Source organism: Billgrantia sp. C5P2, assembly GCF_051062895.2.
The window spans coordinates 1,073,969-1,099,351 of record NZ_CM128542.1; the positions used below are offsets into that span (position 1 = coordinate 1,073,969).

The window sequence follows — 25,383 nt, forward strand, 5'->3', positions numbered from 1 at the left end:
GCGCAGAAAAAAACGCAACTTCCCCCGGGAGGACAAAAAAAAGCACATGCCTCCCGCGGGCTAACGAAAAGTCCCGCCCCGGGTTTCCCCTTACCCTGTATCCATCGAGCAGCCGCCGGCTGCTCTGTCGTTTTTGCAACAGTCGGCCCCGCAAGTGAGCCGATGTCAGGGGAGGTGCCCATGAAACTGTCCAAGACGCTGACCGCTCAGCTCGACGATCCACGCCTGTTCCGCGAACATGCCTATGTGAACGGCAAGTGGACCCACGGCGAAGGCGGCCGTGAGGAGACGGTGATCGACCCTGCCACCGGCGAGGCCATCGGCTACATTCCCTGGCTCGAGGCGCACCAGATCCGCGAAGCCGTGGACGCCGCCGACGCGGCTTTCGGCCACTGGCGCGCACTGCGCGCCGACGAGCGCTGCGAGCGCCTGCTGGCGTGGCACGATCTGCTGCAGGCCCATCGTGAGGATCTCGCCACCATCATGACCCTGGAGCAGGGCAAGCCGCTGCCCGACGCCCGCGGCGAAGTTGAGTACGGTGCCAGCTTCGTGCGCTGGTTCGCCGAGGAGGGCAAGCGCACCTTCGGCGAGACCATTCCCAGCCACATCCCCAACGCCGCGCTGGGCACGATCAAGGAGCCGGTGGGGATCGCCGCGCTGATCACGCCGTGGAACTTCCCGCTGGCGATGATCACCCGCAAGGCTGCCGCCGCCATGGCCGCCGGTTGCCCGGTGATCGTCAAGCCGGCCGGCGAGACGCCGTTCTCGGCGCTGGCACTGGCCGAGCTGGCCGAGCGTGCCGGCATCCCGGCGGGCGTATTCAACGTGGTACTGGGCGAGCCGGCGGAAGTCTCGAAGATTCTGTGTGCCGAGGAGCGTGTCAAGGCGTTATCCTTCACCGGTTCTACTCGCGTCGGCCGGCTGTTGCTGGAACAGAGCGCCCAGACGGTCAAGCGCGTGTCGCTGGAGCTGGGCGGCAATGCGCCCTTTATCGTCGGCCCGGATATGGATCCCAAGGAGGCGGCTTTTGCGGCGGTGGCGGCAAAGTTCCAGACCGCCGGCCAAGACTGCCTGGCGGCCAACCGCATCCTGGTGCACGAGTCGATCCACGACGAGTTCGTCGAGCACTTCGCCGAGCGCATGGCGGCTTTGACCGTGGGCAACGGCATGGAGAGTGAGGTCGACCTGGGGCCGCTGATTCACCGCCAGGCGGTGGACAAGGCCGCCGCCATCGTCGATGACGCCATCTCGCGTGGCGCCACGCTGGTGGCCGGCGACCAGACCCAGGCGCCGGGCGAGAACTTCTTCATGCCCGTGCTGCTCACCGGGGTGACGCCGCAGATGAAGGTGTGGCGCGAGGAGAACTTCGCCCCGGTGGCGGGCGTGACCGCCTACCGCGACGACGATGAAGTGATCGCCATGGCTAACGATACCGAGTACGGCCTGGCGGCGTACGTGTATACCCACGACATCCGCCGCATCTGGAAGCTGCTGCGGGCGCTGGAGTACGGCATGGTCAGCGTCAACTCGGTGAAGATGACCGGCCCGCCCGTGCCCTTCGGCGGCGTCAAGCAGTCCGGCCTGGGCCGCGAGGGCGGTATCACCGGCATCGACGAGTATCTGGAAACCAAGTATTACTGCCTGGGGGCCTTGGGCTCCGTTTCAGGCAGCTGAAGCGACAGGAAACGCCAGCGCATCCCGTCTCGCGATGCCCAAGGGCGAAACCCTGACGCTGCGTTTGCGGCTTGCGCGTCGGACCGGAACAAGGTCCCTCTTGCCGGTCCTCGATCGACTTCCCTGTCGATCGCCGCGCGCCGCTGCACTTGCGCCAGCGCCCTTGGGTAGATATCGCTCGATGGTCTGCCCTGGCGCCAGGCCATCGGCGTCATAACGAATTGAACATCTCCCCGCCGAGGCGGGGACCTGAAGAGAAGAGAGAACACAATGAGCCAGCAGCACCGCGATCTGATCGAGCGCGACCGCAAGGTCACCTTCCACGCCTCCACCCACCTGCGTGACTTCGCCCATGGCGATGCGCCGGGCCGCGTGATCACTGGCGGCAAGGGCATCCATATCGTCGACAAGGATGGCCGCGAGTTCATCGACGGCTTCGCCGGCCTGTACTGCGTCAACATCGGCTACGGCCGCACCGAGGTGGCCGAGGCGATCTACCAGCAGGCGCTGGAGCTCTCCTACTATCACACCTACGTGGGCCACTCCAACGAGCCGCAGATCGCGCTGTCCGAGAAGATCATCGAACTCGCTGGCCCCGGCATGTCCAAGGTCTATTACGGCCTCGGCGGCAGCGACGCCAACGAGACCCAGCTCAAGATCGTGCGCTACTACAACAACGTGCTCGGTCGTCCGCTGAAGAAGAAGGTGATCTCGCGCCAGCGCGGCTACCACGGCTCCGGCCTGGCCACCGGCTCGCTGACCGGCCTCAAGGCGTTCCACGATCAGTTCGACCTGCCGCTGGCCGGTATCCTGCACACCGAGGCGCCTTACTATTACCACCGTGCCGCCGAGCAGGAGGGCATGAGCGAGCGCGAGTTCTCCCAGTTCTGCGCACGCAAGCTCGAGGAGATGATCCTGGCCGAAGGTCCCGACACCGTGGCCGCCTTCATCGGCGAGCCGGTGCTCGGCACCGGTGGCATCGTGCCGCCCCCGGAAGGCTACTGGGAAGCGATCCAGGCGGTGCTGGCCAAGTACGACGTGCTGCTGATCGCCGACGAGGTGGTGTGTGGCTTCGGCCGTATCGGCGCCGACTTCGGCAGCCACTACTATGGCATCAAGCCCGACCTGATCACCGTCGCCAAGGGCCTGACCAGCGCCTATCAGCCGCTCTCCGGCGTGATCGTCGGCGACCGCGTATGGAGCGTGCTGGAGCAGGGCACCGCCGAGTACGGCCCCATCGGCCACGGCTGGACCTATTCCGGCCACGCCCTGGGCTGCGCCGCGGCGTTGGCCAACCTGGCGATCATCGAGCGCGAGGGGCTGACGCAAAACGCCGCCGAGACCGGCGCCTACCTGCAGCAGCAGATGCAGGCCGCCTTCGGCGACCATCCCATCGTCGGCAACGTGCGCGGCGTGGGCATGCTGGCGGCGCTGGAGTTCTCCGTCAACCCGGCCAAGCGCCAGCACTTCGATGCCGCGCACAAGGTCGGTGCGCGCATCGCCGCGGCGACGCTGGACGAGAATCTGATCGCCCGCGCCATGCCCCAGGGCGACATCCTCGGCTTCGCCCCGCCGCTGGTGGCCACCCGCGCCGAGGTCGACGAGATCGTTGCCCGCGCCGAGCGCGCGGTGAACAAGGTCACCGACCAGTTGGTCCGCGAAGGTGCCGTCAAGGCCACCATGTCGGTCGGCTAATCCAGCCAAGCTGAACCCAAAGGCCGCGGGGATCGAACCTGCGGCCTTTTTCTTGGCCCTTCTCGGTAACCTTTTCTAGTCTGGAAAAACTTCATCCCTGCAACGAGCCGCTGAGTCTGCATCACCATGTCGCAATTCCCGCACGGTATTTCCCTCGCTTCCGTGTACCAAGCGCGTCGTCGCATCGGCGGACAGGCGGTGCGTACGCCGCTGATCCGTTCCCATGCGCTCTCCCAGCGTTTCGATGCCGAGATCCTGCTCAAGCTGGAAACCCAGCAGCCGACCGGCGCCTTCAAGCTGCGCGGCGCCGCCAACATGATCGCCGCGCTGATCGAGCACCACGGCCGCCACACCCTGGCCGCCGGGGTCGTCACCGCCTCCACCGGCAACCATGGGCGCGCGGTGGCGTATGCCGCGGCCCGTCTCGGCGTGCCGGCGGTGGTTTGCCTGTCGCGACTGGTGCCGGCCAACAAGGCGGCGGCCATCGAGGCGCTGGGCGCCGAGGTTAGACGCGTGGGTGAGAGCCAGGACGAGGCCTTCGGCGAGGTCGAACGGTTGGTGCGCGAGCGCGGCATGACCCTGATCCCGCCCTTCGACGACCCGCTGATAGCGGCCGGGCAGGGCACCATCGGCCTGGAGCTGATGGAGGACGCGCCGGACCTCGACCGGGTCATCGTCGGGCTTTCCGGCGGTGGGCTACTGGGCGGCATCGGCGTGGCAGTAAAGGCCATTCGCCCCGAAGCACGCGTGACCGGGGTGAGTCTCTCCCACGGTGCGGCCATGTGGGAGAGCCTGCGGGCGGGCCGGCCCGTACAGGTAGAGGAGGTCGAAAGCCTGGCCGATTCGCTGGGCGGCGGCATCGGCCTCGACAATCGCTGTACCTTCGCCCTGGTACGCGAAGTGATGGACGACCATTTCCAGGTCTCGGAGAAAGCCATCGCTCACGCCATGATCGATATCCTCGAAAGCGAGAAGCTGCTGGTGGAAGGCGCCGCCGCGGTGGGGCTGGCCGCGCTCGCCGAGCATGGCATCGACGTGAGCGGCCAGCGGGTGGCGTTGATCCTCTCCGGCAACGGCGTGGCGCTGGAGACGCTGGATCGGGCGCGCCAGCTTGCCGGTCGTTGAGTCCCTTATTCGTTTCCAAGGAGGAGAGATGAAGCTCTATCAACGTGACGAGATCGAAGCCGTGGTCGGCATCGACGAGGAGGCCCTGCGCCAGGTCGAGGCGGGCTTCGCCGCCTTGGGCCGCGGCGAGGCAGTGCAGCCGCCGATCCTCTCCATGGCGATGGAGGAATACAATAGCGAGGTCGACGTCAAGACGGCGCACATCAAGGGCTGGGAGCGCTTCGCCATCAAAGTCAGTACCGGCTCCTTCGACAACCCCAAGCGCGGCCTGCCGAGCCTCAGCGGCCTGATGATGCTGTTCTCCGCCGAAACCGGACGGGTCGAGGCGGTGCTGTTCGACGAGGGCTACCTGACCATGGTGCGTACCGCCGTGGCGGGTGCCATCGCCGCCAAGCACCTCTCGCGTGTGGACAGCCGGCGGGTGGCGGTGATCGGTGCTGGCGAGCAGGCCCAGCGCCAGGTCGAGGCACTGCGTCTGGTACGCAACGTCGATACCCTGGACGTCTGGGCGCGCCGCCCCGAAGGCGCCGAGGATTACGCCGATCGCATGCGCAGCCGGGGGCTCACCGTCAGCATGCACGACAGCATCCATGCCGCCTGCGCGCAGGCCGACATCATCATCACTGCCACGCCCTCACGGGAGCCGCTGCTGCAGGCCAGCGATCTGCCCGAGGGCGTCCACGTCACCGCCATGGGCTCGGACAGTCCCGACAAGCGTGAGCTAGACGAGTCGGTGCTGACCCGGGCCGATGCCTTTGTCTGCGACAGCCGTGCCCAGAGCGAGCACAACGGCGAACTCAAGATCTTCGCCAATGAAGGGCGCGAGCCGCCGTTCAAGGTCCATGAATTGGGGCGGTTGATAGAGCGCGGCGAACGCCTGCGGGTATCGAACGCCGCGATCACAGTGTGCGACCTGACCGGTACCGGGGTGCAGGACACCGCCATTGCCAGCTTCGCGCTGTCGCGGCTAGCCCGGTAGGGCCGCCGCGTCCTTGAGCCCGGGAGCGAGAGCGCCCATGCTGAGGACTGGTCTAGTGAGACAAGGAGCTCAACAGATGGCAACGGTACTGGCCTTCGATGTCTACGGTACCCTGATCGATACCCACGGCGTGGTCACCGAACTGGAAGAGCGGCTCGGCAGGGGTGGCAAGGATTCGCTCGCTACCGAGTTCTCGCGTCGCTGGCGTGACAAGCAGTTGGAGTACAGCTTTCGTCGCAGCCTGATGGGGGCCTACGTGCCTTTCGGCCAGTGCACACGCGAAGCGCTGGACTTCACCGATCGTGCGCTGCAGGCCCAGCTGTCCGACGTCGACAAGGACCACCTGATGGCAGTCTATGCCCGCCTGCCGGCCTTTCCCGAGGCTGCAGGTGCCCTCGAAAGGCTGGCTGCTACCGGTATGCGCTGTGTGGCCTTTTCCAACGGCACTCGGGAGGCGGTCGAGGGCCTGCTCGAACAGGCCGGTATTCGCGAGCGCTTCGAAGACGTGATCAGCGTCGACGAGATCAAGCGATTCAAGCCCGATCCCGCCGTCTACGCGCATCTGCGCAACCGTCTGGAGGTGCCCCCCGGCGATACCTGGCTGATTTCGAGCAACCCTTTCGACGTGATCGGGGCTCGCCACGCCGGGCTGCACGCCGCCTGGGTACGGCGCAGCCTCGATGCTCCCTTCGACCCCTGGGGCATCGAGCCGGACCTGACCGTCACCGACCTTGAAGCGCTCGCAGAAAGGCTGAGTTAGGAGTCATGCGCCTTGGGCACGTCTGGATGAGTCGCTTTGCCCGTGCCCCACTGGGGTCAATCCGTCGTCAGGTGACCCGACAGGCGTTATCGCCGAGCAAGCCAGCTCAGGCTGGCTCGGCAGGTTTCAATATCACCACTGCCAGCGGCGGTAGTGTCATCGACAGGCTGGCGGTCTGGCCGTGAAGTGGCGCGTCCTCGGCTTCCAACTGGCCCATATTGCCCAGGTTCGAGCCGCCGTAACACTCGGCATCGCTGTTGAGGATTTCCTCCCAGCGTCCTGGCCGTGGCACGCCCAGGCGATACCCTTCGCGAGGAATCGGCGTCATGTTGGCGACGACCAGCAGCGGTGCTCCCGTAGCACTCCACCGCAGCCAGGCGAAGACGCTATTGGTGTCGTCGTTGCTCACCACCCAGGTGAAACCGTGAGGGTCGAAGTCGCATTCGTGCAGTGCAGGTTGTGCAACGTAGAGATGGTTGAGGTCGGTGAGCAGTCGATGAACACCGCTATGGCGTGGTTCGCCGAGCAGGAACCAGTCGAGTTCGCGGTCATGGCTCCACTCGCGCCACTGGCCGATCTCGCAGCCCATGAACAGCAGCTTCTTGCCGGGCTGTGTCCACATGGTGGCGAGATAGGCACGCAGGTTGGCGAACCGCTGCCACTCGTCGCCGGGCATCTTGCCGATCAATGACCCCTTGCCATGAACCACCTCGTCGTGGGAGATCGGCAGCACGTAGCGCTCCGAGAAGGCGTAGACCATGGGAAAGGTCATGTTGTGGTGATGATAGCGGCGATGGATGGGGTCCTCGCCGATGTAGCTCAGGGTGTCGTGCATCCAGCCCATGTTCCACTTGTAGGCGAAGCCCAGCCCGCCCTCGGCGGTGGGCTGGGTGACGCCGGGCCAGGCCGTGGACTCCTCGGCGATCACCACCGCGCCTGGGGCTTCCTCGCCGACGACATCGTTGAGATGGCGCAGGAAGTCGATCGCCTCCAGGTTTTCATGGCCGCCGTGCTTGTTGGGGATCCACTCCCCCTCGTTGCGCGAATAGTTGCGGTAGAGCATCGAGGCGACGGCATCGACACGCAGCGCATCGACGTGAAAGTGTCGCAGCCAGTGCAGTGCCGAAGCCAGCAGGAAGCCGTGCACCTCACGCCTGCCCCAGTTGTAGATGAAGGTATCCCAATCCTGATGGAAGCCCTCGAAGGGGTGCTCGTACTCGTATAGCGCGGTACCGTCGAAGCGTGCCAAGCCATGGGGGTCGGTGGGGAAGTGAGCCGGCACCCAGTCGAGTATCACGCCGAGGCCCGCCCGATGGCATTGGTCGACGAAATAGGCGAAGTCGGCGGGTGTGCCGAAGCGACCGCTGGGGGCGAACTGGCTCAAGGGTTGGTAGCCCCATGATCCGCCGAACGGGTGCTCCATGATGGGCAGCAGTTCGACGTGGGTGAAGCCCATTTCGAGCACGTAGGGGATCAGGTGCTCGGCCAGCTCGCGCCAACTGTAGAGCTCGCCGTTGTCGCCACCGTGCTTGCGCCACGAGGCGGCGTGTACCTCGTAGATGCTGATAGGCCGGTTAGGTGCATGCCTTTCGCCCCGATGGGCGAGCCATTCTTCGTCATGCCAGGTGAAAGGCCGGGTGTCGGCCACCACTGAGGCGGTATTCGGTGGGGTCTCGGTGGAAAGCGCCACGGGATCGGCGCGCAGGCCGAGGGCGCCCTGAGCATCGAGGATCTCGTACTTGTACGATTCTCCGGGCCCGAGGCGCGGCACGAACAGCTCCCACACACCTGAAGGATGACGCAGGCGCATCACGTGGCGGCGCCCGTCCCAACTGTTGAAGTTGCCCACTACCGAGACCCGTCGGGCATTGGGCGCCCAGACGGCGAAGCGCACGCCCTCCACGCCATCCACTTCCATGGGCTGGGCTCCCAGACACTGGCCCAGGCGGCGGTGAGTTCCCTCGCCGATCAGGTAGAGATCCATTTCACCGAGCAGCAGGCCAAAGCCGTAGGGATCTTCGGTCAGCTGCTCCCCGGAGGGCCAGCGGATACGCAAGGTGTAGGGAGCCGCATACGGCAGCCGGCCGGCAAACAGGCCGGGAATCTGCATGCCCGTCAGGCAGCAGCGAAAGCTACCGTCCTGGCGGTCGAGCACGTCGACGCCCAGTGCGCCGGGCAGGAAAACCCTCAGCAAGGGGCCGTCAACGCTTTCATGGACGCCGAGCACCGAGAACGGATTGCCATGAGTGCCGCGCGCCAGGGCCTCCGCTTCTTCCTCGGGCAGCCACAGGCTCGGGTCTGGCACAAGCCTGGCGGTGAGATCAGACATCGGGTTCTCCTTCATCCAACTGTTCGACTAGCGCCGCCAGGCCACGCAGCGGCACGCTCAGCCAGGCAGGACGATTGGATATTTCGTAGGCGATTTCGTAGGCGGTCTTCTCGAGGACGAACAGGTCGACCGCTGCGGCCGGACCGGCGTGATGCTTCCATTCGTGCGGCAGTGTCTGCGTGGCCTGCCAGTAGGCGTTGAGGAAGGCCTGGCGAGCACGAAGCAGGCAGCGCTCCGCCACTTCATGGCCGCTGTCGTCCTGCATCTCCTCGCTCTCGCCACCCGGAAGTACCTCATCCACCCTGGCAAAGGCATAGTCGAAGGAGCGCAACATCCCCGCGACGTCCCGCAGCGGGCTGTCCTTGGCGCGACGCTCCTCCAGCGGCCGGTCGGGCTCGCCCTCGAAATCGATGATGTAGGCATCGTGGTGTGCTACCAGCACCTGGCCCAGATGCAGGTCGCCATGGATACGCGTCAGCAGGCTGCCCTGGGCCAGCCCTGCGATGGAGTCGATGGCGGCCGTGAGCGAGTCGCGGCTTGCCATGATTTGTCCAATCAACTGTCGCTCGGCCTCGTCGCAGCGCTTCGCATGTTGCTCGAGCAGCGCCAGGGCTTCCTCGATGCGCTCGCGGACCCGGTGCGTCCATTGTTCGACATGGGCGTCTGAAGCGATTTGCGGGCGGAAGGCCGGGTCATCGCTGGGCGAGGCCAGGACGGCATGCATCTCGCCCAGGCGTTTGCCCAGAGTGGTGGCGAACGTCTCCAGCTCCTCGCAGGCGCCGTAACCCGTCTCTTCGAGGACTCCTTCATGACCCTGGTCCTGATCGAGCATGGCCTCGCGAACCGCACGTCCCAGCGTGGCACGGAACCATGCCCAGGCATCGCCCTGGTTGTCGATGAAGCTTTGCAGGACCATCAGCGTCTGGGGCGTTCCCTGCTCATCGTAACGGGCCGCTTCGCCTTGCAGCGCTGCGATATGGGGAAAGCCGTGCTCGGTGAGATAACGGCCGATTTCTGCCTCCGGGTGGACCCCCGCCTCCACCCTGCGAAATAGCTTGAGCACCAGCTGTCGGCCGATGATGACCGAGCTGTTGGACTGCTCAGCGCTCTGCTGCTCCACTTCGAGGGCTTCGGGCAGTTCCAGTTCGGTGAGTACGGCAGTGGGCAGGAAGCGGATCTCACCGCTGCTGCAGGGCAACTTGGCGCCTTGTCGCATGGCATCGAGAACCGCCAGGGCAAAGGCATCCAGCGTCAGTGCATCGGTCAGCAACCCCACTTCGTGGAAGCGGCGAACGCGAGCCATGGCGAGCTGCTGGGGCAGGGCGCTGGTCTGCTCCTCCTCGCCGAGAAACGCCAGCGGCAGCTGGTAGCGTTCGATGCCCTCGGCGTGGTGGACCTCGAGCTCGGAAATCAGCATGACGTGCTGGCTATGCTCGAGTCGGGCCACGTAGAGCATGCGTACCTGGTCGATATGGGCCTGCTTGGAGGCAAACCAGCGTCGCTTGGGCAGATAGCTTGGCAGGGTTTCGCGCTCGAGCAGCTGCCGCGCCGGGGCCTGGAAGATCTCCTCGAGACGCTTCTTGATGATCAGCGTGACGTATTCCGGCATGGGCTCGGGCGGCGGCACGTGCCATTCCGGCATGGCGGATTCCGGCGCCAGCAGGAACCAGAAGAAGCCATAGGGTGGCAGGGTGAGCAGGTACGGCGTCCGTCCGATCGGCGGAAAGGCACTGCCGCCGACCATCTCCACCGGCACCTGGCCGGCGAAGGCGGATAGGTCGAGTTCCACTGCCTGGGCGGTGCGGGCCATGTTGGCCACGCACAGCAGCGCCTCCGTGTCTCCATCGTCGAGCGTCATTTCGCGAAGGTAGGCGAGAATGTGGCGATTGGCCGGATAGAGGGGCCGCAAGGTGCCGCGGCTGAAGGCCCGGTGCTGGCCGCGCACCGCGAGCAGGCGGCGCATGGTGTTCAACAGCGAGTGCGGGTCGCGCAGCTGGGCTTCGACGTTCACGGCCTGGTAGCCATAGAGCGGGTCCATGATCGCCGGTAGCACGAGACTTGCCGGGTCGGCACGGGAGAAGCCGCCGTTGCGGTCCACCGACCACTGCATCGGTGTGCGCACCCCGTCGCGGTCGCCGAGATAGATGTTGTCGCCCATGCCGATTTCGTCGCCGTAGTAGAGCACCGGCGTGCCTGGCATCGACAGCAGCAGGCTGTTGAGTAGCTCGACACGTCTGCGGTCGCGCTCCAGGAGCGGTGCCAGGCGCCGGCGTATCCCCAGGTTGATGCGTGCCCGGCGGTCGGCAGCGTAGTGGTTCCAGAGGTAGTCGCGCTCCTTGTCGGTAACCATCTCCAGCGTCAGCTCGTCGTGGTTGCGCAGGAAGATGGCCCACTGGCAGTTGGGGGGGATTTCGGGGGTCTGGCGCAGGATATCGGTGATCGGAAAGCGATCCTCCTGGGCCAGTGCCATGTACATGCGCGGCATCAACGGGAAATGGAAGGCCATGTGGCACTCGTCGCCGTCGCCGAAATAGGGGCGGGTATCCTCCGGCCACTGGTTGGCCTCGGCGAGCAGCATGCGATCGGGGTAGCGCTCGTCGATCACCGCGCGAATCTTCTTGAGCACCTCGTGGGTCTCGGGCAGGTTCTCGTTGTTGGTACCCTCGCGCTCGACCAGGTAGGGAATGGCGTCCAGGCGCAGGCCGTCGACGCCCAGGTCGAGCCAGTACTCCATGACCATCAACAGCTCGTCCAGCACCTGAGGATTGTCGAAGTTCAGATCGGGCTGGTGCGAATAGAAGCGGTGCCAGTAGTAGGCGCCGGCCAGAGGGTCCCACGTCCAGTTGGACGCTTCGGTATCGAGAAAGATGATGCGAGTGCCGGGATACTTCAGGTCGGTGTCCGACCATACGTAGAAGTCCCGTTCCGGTGAGCCGGGCGGTGCCCGCCGGGCGCGCTGGAACCATTCATGCTGGTCGGATGTGTGGTTGATGACCAGCTCGGTCAGCACCCGCAGCCCACGGCGGTGTGCTTCGTCAATGAAGTGCCTGGCGTCCTCCAAGGTGCCATAGTCCGGGCTGACGCCGGTGTATTCGGCAATGTCGTAGCCATCGTCGCGGCGTGGCGAGGGGTAGAACGGCAGAACCCAGATGGTATTCACACCGAGACTGACGATGTAGTCGAGCTTCTGGATCAGCCCCTTGAAATCGCCGATACCGTCGTCGTTGGCATCGAAGAACGACTTGACGTGCACCTGATAGATGACGGCGTCCTTGTACCAGAGGGGATCATCGAGAAAGTCGAGGGTCTCGACGGCGTGCGATTCGCTGCTGGCGTCCATCATGGCCTTGCCCTCTTTGCTTGTGGGTACGCGTACTGTGGCTAATGAACCGGGCGGATGCGCCAGATGGCGAACGGCAGGTGCGCGGGATCGAGGCGCATCGACTGCCACTTGCCATGCCATGTCCAGCGATGTCCGCTCATGAGATCCTCTCCATGCAGTGCCGCATCGTCGGGCAGTCCGAACTCCCACAGCGGCAACTCGAACGTGCCTTCCTGGGGTTCGAACGGGTCGAGGTTGACGGCGATGAGAATGAAGTTGTCCCGCGTCTCGTTGCGCTTGCCGAAGAACAGCAGGCGGTCGTTGTGCACCGGATAGAAGGCGACGCCCAGGTGGGTCTGCAGCGCCGGGTTTTCGCGGCGAATGCGGTTGAGCTGGGCGATCTCGTAGGTGATGTTGCCGGGCGCGGTATAGTCACGCGGCCGAATTTCGTACTTCTCCGAATCGAGATATTCCTCCTTGCCCGGCACCGGTTCGCCCTCGCACAACTCGAAGCCGGAATACACTCCCCAGGAGCCCGACCCCAAGGCAGCGAGAGCTGCTCGCTGGAGGAAGCCAGGCCGTCCCGAGGACTGCAGGAAGTAGGGATTGATGTCCGGTGTATTGACGAAGAAATTGGGCCGGTAGCCCTCGCGCAGCGGTGATTCGTTGAGCTGGGTGAAGTACTCGGTCAGTTCCTGCTTGGTGTGGCGCCAGGTGAAGTAGGTGTAGCTTTGGTTGAAGCCCAGCTTGCCGAGTCGCAGCATCATCGCTGGTCGGGTAAAGGCCTCGGCCAGAAAGATCACCGACGAGTCGCGGCGGCGAATGTCGCCAATCAGCCATTCCCAGAAGGGCAGTGGCTTGGTATGGGGATTGTCGACGCGAAATATCCTCACGCCTTCGTCGACCCAGCCTTGCACGATGTCGCGCAGCTCGATCCAGAGCGAAGGGATTGCATCATCGGCATAGAAATCGACGTTGACGATGTCCTGATATTTCTTGGGCGGGTTCTCCGCGTAGCGGATAGACCCATCGGGACGCCATGAGAACCAACCGGGGTGCTCCTCGAGCCAGGGATGGTCGGGCGAGCACTGGATGGCGAAGTCCAACGCGACTTCCAGGCCATGATCGGCTGCAGCGCGTACCAGATCACGGAAATCGTCTCGCGTGCCAAGTTCCGGATGTATCGCTTCATGACCACCCTCCTTGCTACCGATGGCGTAGGGGCTGCCGGGATCGTCCGGCCCTGCTTCAAGTGAGTTGTTGGGTCCTTTCCTGTGCGTGCGCCCCACGGGGTGTATGGGTGGAAAATAGAGGACGTCGAAACCCATGTCGCGGATCAGCGGGAGGCGCCGGTGGACATCGTTGAACGTGCCGTGGCGTTCTGGGCTGTCAGTTTCAGAGCGGGGAAACAGCTCGTACCAGCTCGAAAAACGCGCCTCGAGGCGCTCCACCTCCAGGGGATAGAGGGCATCGCTTCGGGTCAGGTGCGGACGGGCATCTGCTTCGTGCATCAGCTGCGCCGTGTCGGCGTCGAGCAGCAGCGCGACCCGGTCGGCATCGGCTTCGAGCAACTGGAAGCGTTTATGAATGGCCCCAAGGGCCTCCCGGAGCTCGCCTTCACTGCGCTCGACCGCCCGGGCGATCTCGCGCCTGCCCTCCTCGAGTTCGAGGCCGACCGGCACACCGGCCTGGTGCTTCTTGGACAGTTCGTAGCGGTAGGTGGCGTAGATATCCCACCAAGCTTCGATGAGGAAGCGATGTCGCCCGATGCCACGCGGCGTAAAGCGCCCCTCGAAGATATCCAAGCCTGGAGGCTGTGTCGGATGCATGGGCGCGCGGTGCTGGTTGCCATCGGCGTCGAACCAGCACACCGAGGCTGCCAGGATGTCATGGCCGTCGGCGAAGATCCTGGCCGTGACGGTAACCGGCTCGTCGACGATGACCTTGGCCGCGAATCGCCCATGGTCCAGGGTCGGCTGCACCGATTCGATGGCGATGCGAGGTGCATGGATGGCCGTCAGGACTGGGCTCCGCTCTTGCTCCTGGGCTGAATCGTCGACTGGCGCCGTGTACGGAGTTGAACTCATCGCATGCTCCTCTTGTGTCGCAGATCTCGACCAGCAGCTGAACTCTCAGATGAATCTCATGCCGTGTGATCCAGGGGACCGGTGTCTTGCAACAGCTCGAACAGGACCAGCGTGCGGCCCTCCATCGCGTATTCGTCTCCGAAGTCGGCATGCAGGAGCTCATCGTCGAGGGATCGGCTGGTATCGAGCCGGCATACCCAGCCGATGCCGCGGGGCACCTCGGGCAGGCGGAATGCGATCGGATCGGGGTTGGCATTGAACAGGACGAGCAGTGAGCGATCGTCGCCGGCACGCCGAATGCCCGAGGGTCGAGCACGGCCGTCCAGCAGCACGCCGAGGCTGTCCGACTCGGGGTTCTCCCAGCGCTCGACATCCATCTCGCTGCCGTCGGCAGCGAGCCAGGTCACCTCTTTGAGCCCCATCTCCTCGTTGTACTCGCCGGATAGGAAGCGGCCGCGGCGCAGAATGGGGTAGTGCAGACGCAGGGCAATCAAATGGCGGACGTACTCGATCATGGCGTGGGCATCGCCATCAAGGTTCCAGTCGAGCCAGCTGATCTCGTTGTCCTGACAGTAGGCATTGTTATTGCCCTGCTGGGTGCGCAGCAACTCGTCGCCCGCCAGTAGCATCGGGGTGCCCTGCGAGAGCAACAGGGTGGCGAGAAGGTTTCGAATCTGGCGCAGGCGCAGCGATTGGATGGCCGGATCATCGGTGGGGCCTTCCTCGCCGTGGTTCCACGCCAGGTTGTGGTCGTGGCCGTCCTGGTTGTCCTCGCCGTTGGCCTCGTTGTGCTTGTCGTTGTAAGCCACCAGGTCGTACAGCGTGAACCCGTCGTGGGCGGTGACGAAATTGACCGAGGCGAAGGGGCGCCGGCCGCGCCGATCGAACAGGTCCGCCGAGCCCATCAGGCGCGAGGCCAACTCGGCCAGTTGGCCCTCGTCGCCACGCCAGAAGGCGCGCGTGGTGTCGCGGAAACGGTCGTTCCACTCCGCCCAGCCCGGTGGAAAGCCGCCTACCTGATAGCCACCGGGGCCGCAGTCCCAAGGCTCGGCGATCAGCTTCACCTGGCTCAGGATCGGGTCCTGGCGGCAGGAGTCGAGAAAGCCGCCGCCCTCGTCGAAGCCGTGGGGCTCGCGGCCGAGGATCGTCGCCAGGTCGAAGCGGAAGCCATCGACGCGCATCTCGGTGGCCCAGTAGCGCAGCGAATCAGTGACTATCTGCAGCACCCGGGAGTGGCTCAAGTTCAACGTATTGCCGGTGCCGGTGTCGTCGATGTAATAGCGCGGTTCGTCGGGCAGCAATCGGTAGTAGGAGGCGTTGTCGATGCCCTTCAGCGACAGCGTGGGGCCGAGCTCGTTGCCCTCGGCGGTGTGGTTGTAGACCACGTCGAGGATCACTTCGAGTTCGGCGGCGTGGTAACAGGCCACCATCTGCTTGAACTCGTTGATGTTGTCACCCGAGAGATAGTGCGCATCGGGCGCGAAGAAGCCCAGCGTGTTGTAGCCCCAGTAGTTGCGCAGCCCTTGTTCCAGCAGACGCTGATCGTCGAGGAAGGCGTGGATCGGCAGCAGCTCTACCGACGACACGCCCAGCGAACGAATGTAATCCACCACCTCGTTGACCATCAGCCCGGAGAAGGTGCCGCGCAGCGCATCCGGGACCGCCGGATGGCGCATGGTGAACCCGCGTACGTGGGTCTCGTAGAGCACGGTGCGGTTCCAGGGTTGCTGGATGCCGCGCGCCCGACCCCAGGTGAAGGCGGGGTCGATCACACGGCAGCGCGGTATGAAAGGGGCGCTGTCGCGTTCATCGAAGCTGAGGTCGCCGTCGGGGTGCCCGATGGTGTAGCCGAAGAGTGCCTCATCCCAGGCCAGCTCGCCGACGATCTGCTTGGCGTAGGGATCGAGCAGCAGCTTGTTGGGGTTGAAGCGATGCCCTGCCTCGGGCGCGTAGGGACCATGCACCCGGTAGCCATAGAGCTGGCCCGGGCGAGCATCGGGCAGGTAGCCATGCCACACCTCGTCGGTGTATTCGGGCAGCTCGATACGCTCGAGCTCCTGAGTCCCGCTGTCATCGAACAGGCATAGCTCGACCTTGGTGGCGTGGGCCGAGAACAGGGCAAAGTTGACGCCCAGCCCATCCCAGGTCGCGCCCAGTGGGAACGGCCATCCTTCGCGTATTCGGGAGCGGCGGATCACGCCAGGCTGCTCACTCGAGACCACGGCCCGCTCGCTCTCTTTCTCGGCTTCCCTCGTGTTCATTTGCACTCGTCCTTGATGCTTTGGGCGTCTTGCCCCGTGTCACTCAGCTCTTGGGTTTCGTCTTGCTGCTGCGACTCGTTGTCTTTCCGGCCTGGGATGCGGTCGACGATTCCTTCGTGTGCGTCTTGCCGCTGCCTGCCTTGGAGGTGCGCCTTGTGCTGGCGGACTTGGTCGTCTTGCCCGGTACCTGGGCTGTGTCGGTGGCATCGGGTTGGGTCAGGCCATCGTCGGCACGCCGTGGCTTGCGAGCGCGCTTGGCCGTGGCCGACTCCGGCGGCAACGGCTCCATCGGCCCTGGGCCGGGTTCCGGTGATGTGACTTGGGCATCCGGCCCGCCGCGGTTGGCGATATCCTGATCCTGGGCCCCGGTGCCGGTGGCCTGCTCGGTGGGTAGCGGGCATGTCGACGCCGCCGTGGGCTCGGGCTCGTCCGGGGCCGGGCCTGGGCTGGCGCGGTCCTGCACCGGCTCGTCCCGGGCCACGTCGCGGTCATCGCGATAGGGCAGTTCGCCGAAGTCCGGCTCGCCGTTGGGGGAATCCAGCGGCAGACGGTTCTCCTGAATGCCGGTCTCGTCATCCTCCAGCGGTAGATCGTCCTCGAGGATGGGCGGCTCATCCACCGGTTCGCCGACCTCGTCGAGCTCGACGTCGGTCCCTTCCTCCTCTTCGGCTATGACGATCCGCAGTGCCATGTCCCAGTGACGCTGCTGCTGTCCTTCGGGGCGCCCTTCCGATTCCCAGATCTTGTAGGCCAGGTTCCGTACTCGCTCTTCGTTAGCCATCCTAGCTCTCCCTATGCCTGCGCATGTCTCGTATATGGATACCGACGGGAAATGCCGACAGCAGTTCCCCGGCGGCAAGGCTTTCATCCGTTACTCTCAGGGTGGTACCGGTCAGCGCACTTTGCCAAGCGGAGCACGGCTCGCCGGGCATCCGCACCCGGGTATTGCCCCAGCGCGAAGGGGGCACATGGGGACGTTTGGCACCTTCGAGCAGCGCCGCGCACAGGCGTGGCACCGTCACCAGCAACTGCTGGTCGTCATGCTGGCGCAGAAAGGCGACGAGCCTGTCGCCGTGTTCGCCCTCCACCGCCACGGGGCGGTAGTCGCCGTGGGTGAACAGGTCGCGATGGGCGTGGCGCAGTGCCAGCAGGCGGGCCATCATGGCCTGCTTGACGCTGCCGTCCCGCCAATGTTCCAGCGCTGCGGCGGGCTCATGATCCTGCTCCAGAGCGGCCTGGCGCGCGGCATGGTCGACCGGGCGGCGGTTGTCGGGGTCGACCAGGCTGTAGTCCCAGAATTCACAGCCCTGGTAGAGGTCGGGAACCCCGGGCACGGTCAGGCGAAGCGACGTCTGCGCCAGGCCGTTGAGGGCCCCCGGCAGGTCCAGCTCGCGGGCTGCTTCTTCCAGTTCGCGGCACAGCTCGGGCGTGGTCAGCAGGCCCTGCAGGTATTCGCGGCAGGCCCGCTCGTAATCCGCGTCGGGCCACAGCCAATGCGTGCGCAGCTTGGCTTCGCGTAGTGCCTTCTGCTGCCACTGGGCCAGTCGTTCGGCAAAGCGCTGCATGGCATCGGTGTCGTCGCGGGCAAGCGTCGGCGGCCAGGCGCCGAGCAGCATCTGGTAGAGGATCAGCTCGTCGCCGGGCGCGGGGGCGGGCCCTTCGGGCAGTGCCTGGCGCAGCGGTGAGGCCAAGTCGCGCCAGCGTTCGACCCGGGTGGCGAAGGCGGTGGCGTTCTCGCTGAGCGCGGCCAGGCGGGCACGCACGTCCTCGCCGCGTTTGTGGTCGTGGGTGGCCGTGGCGACCATACCATGGGGAAAATGGCGTGCCCGCCAGGCGTTGGCTTCGTGAAACAGGCGCGGCGTGTGACTGAAGTGTTCGCCGTCGAAGCCCACATCGTTGCGCGAGATCAGCACCGCGCTGCGATAGCCGGCGGTATCCTCCACGGCCTTGGCCGCTACCGGCGAGGTGAGCTGCTGGAAGCGCACGATGGCGCGCTGGCGCAGCCAGCGCTCGTCGGCGTCCGCGGCATCGGCGGGTGCCACGCCGCCCAGCCAGCGTTCCAGCCATGCCAGCACGGCGGCATCGGGCGGGCTCAGTTCGCCGCGGGCGCCGACCATGGCCCGGTCGAAGAAGGGCGCATCGAGCTCGGGGCGGCCGCCGTCGTCGGCGTAGGTGCGGTAGACAGGGAAATGCACGATCAACGCCGTCAACACCCGGCGTACCGCCGCCAGGGTGATATCTCTGGTCGCCAGCGCGTGGCGGGCCACTGCATGCAGGGCGCGAGCGCAGGCCTCGTATTCGCTGGCCAGCAGAGTCGTGAGCACCTCGCGGCGGGCTCGGCGCACCTCGCCGGTAAAATCGTCCGTCCGACCGCTGACGTCACGCCACAGGTCCCGCAGCGGCTCGGCGCCGGCCGGGTCGTGCTGCAACCCGGAAACCTCGTTCATCAGCTCATAGCCGGTGGTGCCGTCGACGCCCCAGTCGCGGTGCAGGGTCTCGTCGGCAGCCAGGATCTTCTCGACGAAGATCGCCACGTGACGCACCACGCCTTCCGGGCGACGCTTCTGGCTCTCGCCCAGGCGAGCGCGCAGTCGGCGGCAATAGCCACGCGGGTCGGCCAGGCCGTCGACGTGGTCGACACGCAGGCCATCGATCCAGCCCTGTTCCACCAGGCGCAGCGGCAAGGCATGCACCGCATCGAACACCTCGGGCTGCTCGATGCGCAGCCCGCCGAGCTCGGTGATGTCGAAGAAGCGCCGCCAGTTGATCTCGTCTGCCCCCGTGCGCCACCAGGCCAGGCGGTAGGCCTGCTGCTCCAGCAGATCGTGCAGGCGAATGGCGCCGCCGCGAGTACTACCGTCGAACAGCGCCAGGGACCGCTGTAGTGCTTGCCCGGCGGTCGGGTTCGCCAACGCCTGGCGCAGTTCCCGGCGACACTCGGCCACTGCGGTATAGGCGTCGTCGCGCTGTTGCAGGGCATCGAAGTGTGGCGCCAGGTCCCGCAGGGTCCCGTGCTCTGCGAGGCGCAGGATATCGCCATAGCGGCGTGGGTCGAGGGGAAAGCGGTGCTCGTGATAGGCGAGCTCGATGCTTGTCGTGCCAGGGTCGTGGTACAGGACGAGATCGCCCGTATGCAGCGCCTCGGCATAGGGTTCGCCGAGAAAAGGCAGCAGCAGCTTACCGGCCAGCAGTGGATCGGGCGAGTGCCAGTCGATATCGAAGAAACCGGCGTAGGGGCTGTCCTGGCCCCAGGCCAGCACGTCCTGCCACCACGGGTTCTGCGAGCCCCCTACCGCCACGTGGTTGGGCACGATGTCCAGTACCAGCCCCATCCCATGTTCACGCAGTCGTGCGATCAGGCGCTCCAGTGCCGCTTCGCCGCCGAGTTCGGGGTCGATGCGGGTGGGGTCGATGCCGTCGTAGCCGTGGGGCGAGTCGGCCCGCGACATCTGCAGCGGCGAGGCATAGACATGGCTGATGCCGAGCCTGGCGTAATAACCCACCCATTCGGCGGCATCGTCGAGGGTGAAGCCGCAGTGGAACTGCAGACGAACGGTGGCGCGAATCTCACTCATCGCCATCCCCTCCCCGGGCGTCGTGGCGTGCTTCGCGTTGTGCTTCGTGGCGCGCTTCCGCCAGGGCAGCCAGACGACCCGCCACCTCGGGTGAGGCGAGCAGACGTTCGGTGTCATCCGGCAGGCGCCGCCGCCAGTTGGGGTGTTCGTCAAGGGTGCCCGGCAGGTTGGCCTGCTCCTCCAGCCCCAGGGCATCCTCCACCGGCAGCAGCGTGAGCGGCGCCGGTGTGAGCCCCAACTGGCGCACGGCGGCATCGAGCACCTGCGAGGCAGGCAGAGCGGCAGCGTCGAGAGGCGATTCCGGTACGTGGTCATCGACCAGATGCAGCGCACGAGCTAGTCGCGACCGCTCGACACGGCGCTCGGCATGCTCGCCGTGGGCATCCTGGTCGTCGGCCAGCAGGCCGAAGCGGTCGCGCCATTCGATGTCGCGCCCGGCCCACCAGCCGGCCAGCGTCGGCAGGTCGTGGGTCGAACTGGTGGCGATGGCGTGGCTGGACCACTGCTCCGGCGACAGGAAGCCACCCTCGTCGTCGCGCTCGAACCACAGCACGCGCATGCCGAGGATGCCATGGCGTGCCAGGCGCTCACGAAAGCCCGGGGCGACAGTGCCCAGGTCCTCGCCGATGACGATGGCGCGGTGGCGCCAGGATTCCAGCGCCACCAGCCGCAGCAGATCGTCGAGGGGATAGCGCACGTAGCCGCCTTCGGTGGGCGCGGCACCATGGGGGATCAGCCACAGGCGCAACAGGCCGAGAACGTGATCGATGCGCAGCCCCCCGGCGTGGACGAAGCCGGTTCGCAGCATGTCGATGAAGCTGCGAAATCCCGAGTTCACCAGCCCTTGGGGCGAGAAGGGCGCGAGCCCCCAATCCTGGCCGTGGACGTTGAAGGTATCGGGCGGGGCGCCGATCGACAGACCTTCCAGCATCTCGGACTGGCGGCTCCAGGCCTGGCTACCGGCGGCATCGGCCCCCACCGCCAGGTCGGCGATCAGCCCCACCGGCATGCCGGCCTCGCGCGCCGAAGTCTGGGCGCGGGCGAGTCCTTCGCTGGCGAGCCACTGCAGGAAGGCGTGAAAGCCGATTTCCTGCGCATATTCCTCGGCGAAGCGAGCCACCTCGGGGCTTGCCGGGTCGCGCAGCGCCGCCGGCCAGCGATGCCAGTCGCTTTCGCCCCGATGCTGGCTCAGCGCCTCGAAGCGACAGTGATTCTCGAGCATGGCCCCGCGCGCCCCGCGGAAAGCCGAGAGTGCCTGGCGGGTTTGCTGTGCATCGGTGTCTTCGCGCTGCATCAGCTCGTCGTAGAGAGCGCGGAGCCAGGCGAGCTTGATCTCTGCCGCGCGGGGCCAGTCGATCAGTTCCTGCGCTTCCAGCTGTGCCTTGACCTCGCCCAGCCCACAGCGTTCGACGGCCGCCGCGACCGCGGCTTCGCCGAGCAGCGCTTCGGGGGCGGCGTGCAGCGCGTGGTAGAGCAGGCGGCTCGATGGGGAATAGGGGCTGTAGCGCGTTACGTCGGCGCTGAACATGGCATGCGTCGGGCTCACGGCCAGCGCCGAGGCGCCGGCCTGAGCGGCGTGACGCACCAACTGCTCCAGCGCCAAGGTATCGCCGATACCGCCGTCGCCGGGGCGGCGCAGGGCGTAGAGTTGCACCGCCAGGCCCCACAGGCGTGGCGCTTCGCTACCCTCGGCATCGGCTGGAGTGAAGCAGCGCGGCGGGGCCACGGCCAGGGTCACCGCGTGGCCGGCGATCTGCAAGCGGTGGTAGCCCGCCACTCCGACCGGGGGGAGGCGACCGCGCTTGTCGAGTCGGTCGTGCAGCAGATCGCCCTGCTCGAGGTGCAGGGAGATTTCTGTGTCGGCAGGAAGCGGTGACGGCAGGTCGGTAGCGATGCCACGCTCGGCGGTGATCAGTGGCGGCCACTGTGTCGGCGAGGTGGGGCCGCGCAGCCGTTCCAGGCTGTCAGCGATTTCGGCCTCATCAGCGGCCGGGTAACCGAGGCGAGCCAGTAGTTCGCGCTGGATGGCAGTCGAGAGACGCTGTGGGCGTTCTTCGCTGTCTTCCCATTCGGTAATCAGGCCGGCAGCGTCGGCCAGTGTCTCAAGGCGTCCCTCGATCATGCGCAGAGCTCCTCGTCACCTGGTCCACTCCTTAACCAGGCCGCGGCACAGCGTGGTGGCAAGCTGCCGCTCTCGGTGGCGACTGCTGCGCCCTCGCGTGTTTCGTACAGGTGTCGTCCGACGCCGAAGGCCGTAGTCGCCGCAGGCCGCTCGCTCAGGTTCATGGCGATGACCAGTTGGGTCTCGTCGTTCATTTGCCAGCGGGCCACGACGGCGCCCTCGTCGAGAACTTCTGCGCCCAAGGCGCGGGCGCCATCGAGGCGTGGCACGATTTCGGCATGTCGAATTGCCAGCAGGTGGCGGACGAATGCCAGCCAATCGGCATGGGGGGCGGCCTCACGAGCCTCTATGTCGGGGCGCGAGGACTCGAAGGTGGTCGTGTCGTTGGGGTCGGGAATGGCGGCGCGCGAGGCAGGGTTCTGAAAGGCGCCGAACGCGGCGAACTCCGCCCGTCGACCTTCGCGGACGGCTTCGGCCAGCTCGGCGCGGTGATCGGTGAAGAACAGGAATGGCCGCTCGCTGGCCCACTCCTCGCCCATGAACAGCAGCGGCACCATGGGCGAGAGCAACAGTGCCAGGGTGGCGGCTGCCAGTGCCTGCGGTTCGGCGAGCCGAGTCAGGCGCTCTCCCATGGCGCGGTTACCGACCTGATCGTGATTCTGCAGGAAGGCGACGAAAGCGGTCGGCGGCAGGTGAGAGCTCGGGCTGCCGCGGGGAGACCCCTGTCGGGTGGCGTCGCCCTGGTAGATGAAACCCTCGCCCAGGCAGCGTGCCAGCTTCTCTGTCGAGGCCTCGGCGAAGTCGCCGTAGTAGCCTTCGCTCTCGCCGGTGAGCAGCACGTGCATCACATTGTGCCAGTCGTCGTTCCATTGCGCAGTGAACAGGCCCGGGCCGATCAGGGCGGCGTCGTTGTGCTCGTTCTCCAGTACCAGGTGCACGTAGCGTCGCGGGTCGATATGGCTGCGCAGGGCCTCGGCCAATTCGAGCAGGAAGTCGCGTTCAGTGATGGCGTGCACCGCATCGAAGCGCAGTCCGTCGAAGCGGTATTCATCGAGCCACATCAGAGCGTTCTCAATGAAGAAACGGCGCACCATGGGTCGGCGAAAATCGATGGCCGGCCCCCAGGGTGTTTGCCGGTCGTCGCGAAAGAAGGCGCCGGCATAGCGAGGCAAGTAGTTGCCGTCCGGGCCGAAGTGGTTGTAGACCACATCGAGGAAAACCATCAGGCCCAGGCCGTGGGCGTCGTCGATGAACGACTTGAGGGCTTCAGGTTCGCCGTAGGTCTCGTCCACGGCGTAGGGTAGCACCCCGTCGTAGCCCCAGTTGCGCTTGCCGGGAAAAGCCGCCACCGGCATCAGCTCGATTGCCGTGACGCCGAGTTCGGCCAGATAGGGCAGCCACTGGTGCGCTGCCGCCAGGCCGCCCAGCGTGCCCAGGTGCAGCTCGTAGAGCACCGTCTCGTGCCAGGGTCGACCGCGCCAGTCGGCATGGCGCCAGGCATGGCGGTAGGGATCGACCACCAGGCTCGGCCCATCGGCGCCGCCCGCCTGGGCGCGGGAGGCAGGGTCGGGAATGGCGAGGCCCTTGGGCGCATCGTCGACGTGCACGCGATAGCGGTAGCGAGCGCCATGGTCGCAGGCCGCCTCGCCGACGAAGCGCCCTTCGCCGACATGGTTCATGGCGATGGCGGCCAGGCCTTCCACTTCGAGGTCGACCCGGCTGGCGCTGGGCGCCCACAGTGCGAACTGTGTCCACTCCGGCCCCATCACCTGGGCACCAAAAGTGTATTGGAATCGCTCTGCTTCGTTCATTCCGCGGCCTGTGCCTCCACACCGGCTTCTGCGCTGATGCGTTGATAGAGTTGGGTATAGGGCGCTATCGACTGTCGCCAGTGATAGCGTCCGGTCATGGCCGCCCGGCGCATGGCGTAGAACAGCTCCGTGGAGTGGTAGACCGAGAACGCCTGCTGAATCGCCTGCATGAAGCTGGCCTGGTTGACCTCGTCGAAGAGAAACCCGGTGACCCCATCTTCGATGGTGTCGGCCAGCCCGCCGGTGCGGTGGGCGATTGGCAGCGAGCCGAAGCGCTGGGCGTACATCTGACTCAGCCCGCACGGTTCGAAGCGCGACGGCATCAGTAGGAAATCGCTACCGGCGTAGATGCAGCGCGCTTCTTCCTCGGCGAAGCCGATATAGGCGCCCACGGCCCCCGGATAGCGCTCGGCCAGCCTATCCAGTTGGGCTTCCACACGCTGCTCGCCGCTGCCAATGAAGACCAACTGGCCGCCAGCCTGGACGATGCTGGGTGCCGCCTCGATGACCAGATCGACCCCCTTCTGGTGCACCATGCGCGACACCATGGCGAACAGAGGGCCGGCACTCGGTGCCAGGCCGAAGCGATGGCGCACGTAATCGGCATTGGCTCGCTTGCCACGCCAGTCGTTGGCCGAGAAAGCCTGGACCAGGTGGGCATCGGTACGTGGATCCCAGGAGTCGTCGATACCGTTGGGAATACCGCTGAGCCGGCCCTGCTCCGCCTTGCAACGCAGCAAGCCGTCGAGTCCGCAGCCGAACTCAGGCGTGGTGATCTCCTGGGCATAGGTCGCGCTCACCGTGGTGACATATGAGGCGTAGACGATGCCTGCCTTCATGAAGGAGAGCTTGTCGTAATACTCGACACCTTCGATATGGAAGGCTGACTCGGGGATGCCCAGCGCCGCGCAGCGTGATTTGTCGTAAAGCCCCTGGTAAGCCAGGTTGTGGATGGTGAACACGCTGGGAACCGTATGCCCCAGCCAGCGCAGATAGGCCGGTGCCAGCCCGCATGTCCAGTCGTTGAGATGCAGAAGTTGGGGCTGCCAGTCGAGCCCGGCATGGCCGGCGGCGATCTCGGCGGCGGCCAGCGAGAGCCGGGCGAAACGGATGTCGTTGTCATTCCAGCCGCCACTGCCATAGCCGCCGGGCCCAGTGCCATAAGGGCCGCCTTCGCGCTCGTAGAGTTCAGGGCAGAGCAGTACGTAGATGATCAAGCCATCGGCACAGGTCATCTCGCCAACCTCGCAGGCTGGCAGGTCGGCATGTGCGGGCAGGCTGCCGACGCGGCGTATGGTCAGTCCCGAGTTGAGTACTTCCCGGTAGGCAGGAATGAGGATGCGAATATCGTGATGGGCTGCCAACGCCCGGGGGAGCGCCGAGGAGACGTCACCCAGTCCCCCGACTTTGACGAAATCAGCTATCTCGGGGGTTACGAACAGAATACGCTGCGATGGATGACTCGGCGTGGCGAGTACGGACGGTTCATCACGGTTCCTCTGAGTGTCGTGAGGAACGTCAAGCGTCAAGTCGCTGGCCGTGATGGTCATCGTGCGGCCCAGACTGTCATTTTTTGTTTCAGAACCGATGCCCTTCAGTGCCACATTGCCCATGTTGACAGACCTCCCTGTAGTGGCATGGTC

14 protein-coding genes are annotated in these 25,383 nt (G+C 65.7%); 5 read left to right on the forward strand and 9 right to left on the reverse strand.

Features of this window, described 5'->3' with window-relative positions:
- Window positions 1–180 precede the first annotated feature (180 nt).
- From ACRWQA_RS05060 to ACRWQA_RS05080, 5 genes are all read left to right on the forward strand, one after another.
- Entirely contained in the window at window positions 181–1,674 is a 1,494-nt protein-coding gene (locus ACRWQA_RS05060; RefSeq protein WP_263580874.1) for an NAD-dependent succinate-semialdehyde dehydrogenase, read from the forward strand.
- Window positions 1,675–1,944: 270 nt separating this feature from the next.
- The gene (locus tag ACRWQA_RS05065; protein WP_434231620.1) at window positions 1,945–3,369 is read left to right on the forward strand and encodes an aminotransferase; all 1,425 of its coding nucleotides are present in this window, start codon (window positions 1,945–1,947) and stop codon (window positions 3,367–3,369) included.
- A 126-nt stretch (window positions 3,370–3,495) separates the two neighbouring features.
- A complete protein-coding gene (gene eutB / locus ACRWQA_RS05070; RefSeq protein ID WP_434231617.1) occupies window positions 3,496–4,494 on the forward strand; it encodes a hydroxyectoine utilization dehydratase EutB in 999 nt (332 codons plus the stop codon).
- 28 nt (window positions 4,495–4,522) lie between these two features.
- A complete protein-coding gene (locus ACRWQA_RS05075; RefSeq protein WP_263580871.1) occupies window positions 4,523–5,473 on the forward strand; it encodes a cyclodeaminase in 951 nt (316 codons plus the stop codon).
- A 76-nt stretch (window positions 5,474–5,549) separates the two neighbouring features.
- The gene (locus ACRWQA_RS05080; RefSeq protein ID WP_434231615.1) at window positions 5,550–6,233 is read left to right on the forward strand and encodes a haloacid dehalogenase type II; all 684 of its coding nucleotides are present in this window, start codon (window positions 5,550–5,552) and stop codon (window positions 6,231–6,233) included.
- Between the two features lie 106 nt (window positions 6,234–6,339).
- Here ACRWQA_RS05080 and glgB read toward each other — a convergent pair whose 3' ends face one another.
- From glgB to glgA, 9 genes are read right to left on the reverse strand one after another with little or no spacing between them, the layout of a single operon-like run.
- Window positions 6,340–8,562 (reverse strand): 1,4-alpha-glucan branching protein GlgB, encoded by a 2,223-nt coding sequence (gene glgB, locus ACRWQA_RS05085; RefSeq protein ID WP_434231613.1) that lies wholly within the window; start codon window positions 8,560–8,562, stop codon window positions 6,340–6,342.
- Window positions 8,555–11,905 (reverse strand): maltose alpha-D-glucosyltransferase, encoded by a 3,351-nt coding sequence (gene treS / locus ACRWQA_RS05090; protein WP_446326251.1) that lies wholly within the window; start codon window positions 11,903–11,905, stop codon window positions 8,555–8,557. Before treS ends, glgB begins: the two co-directional genes overlap by 8 nt.
- 38 nt (window positions 11,906–11,943) lie before the next feature.
- Window positions 11,944–13,971, reverse strand: a complete 2,028-nt coding sequence (locus ACRWQA_RS05095) for an alpha-1,4-glucan--maltose-1-phosphate maltosyltransferase (RefSeq protein ID WP_434232535.1) — start codon at window positions 13,969–13,971, stop codon at window positions 11,944–11,946.
- Between the two features lie 56 nt (window positions 13,972–14,027).
- Window positions 14,028–16,232 carry a glycogen debranching protein GlgX gene (gene glgX, locus ACRWQA_RS05100; RefSeq protein ID WP_434232532.1) on the reverse strand — a complete coding sequence of 735 codons (2,205 nt, stop codon included), beginning with the start codon at window positions 16,230–16,232 and terminating at the stop codon, window positions 14,028–14,030.
- Window positions 16,233–16,275: 43 nt separating this feature from the next.
- Entirely contained in the window at window positions 16,276–17,013 is a 738-nt protein-coding gene (locus tag ACRWQA_RS05105) for a DUF2934 domain-containing protein (protein ID WP_434232529.1), read from the reverse strand.
- Window position 17,014: 1 nt separating this feature from the next.
- Window positions 17,015–19,807, reverse strand: coding sequence for a malto-oligosyltrehalose synthase (gene treY / locus ACRWQA_RS05110; RefSeq protein WP_434232526.1), 2,793 nt, complete (start codon window positions 19,805–19,807; stop codon window positions 17,015–17,017).
- Window positions 19,800–21,929, reverse strand: coding sequence for a 4-alpha-glucanotransferase (gene malQ / locus ACRWQA_RS05115; RefSeq protein ID WP_434232524.1), 2,130 nt, complete (start codon window positions 21,927–21,929; stop codon window positions 19,800–19,802). The genes treY and malQ overlap by 8 nt, the downstream gene beginning before the upstream one ends.
- Window positions 21,926–23,740: a malto-oligosyltrehalose trehalohydrolase gene (treZ, locus tag ACRWQA_RS05120; RefSeq protein ID WP_446326252.1), complete on the reverse strand. Its 1,815-nt coding sequence runs from the start codon at window positions 23,738–23,740 to the stop codon at window positions 21,926–21,928. The genes malQ and treZ overlap by 4 nt, the downstream gene beginning before the upstream one ends.
- Window positions 23,737–25,290: a glycogen synthase GlgA gene (gene glgA / locus ACRWQA_RS05125; protein ID WP_446326253.1), complete on the reverse strand. Its 1,554-nt coding sequence runs from the start codon at window positions 25,288–25,290 to the stop codon at window positions 23,737–23,739. The genes treZ and glgA overlap by 4 nt, the downstream gene beginning before the upstream one ends.
- Between the last annotated feature and the right edge of the window lie 93 nt (window positions 25,291–25,383).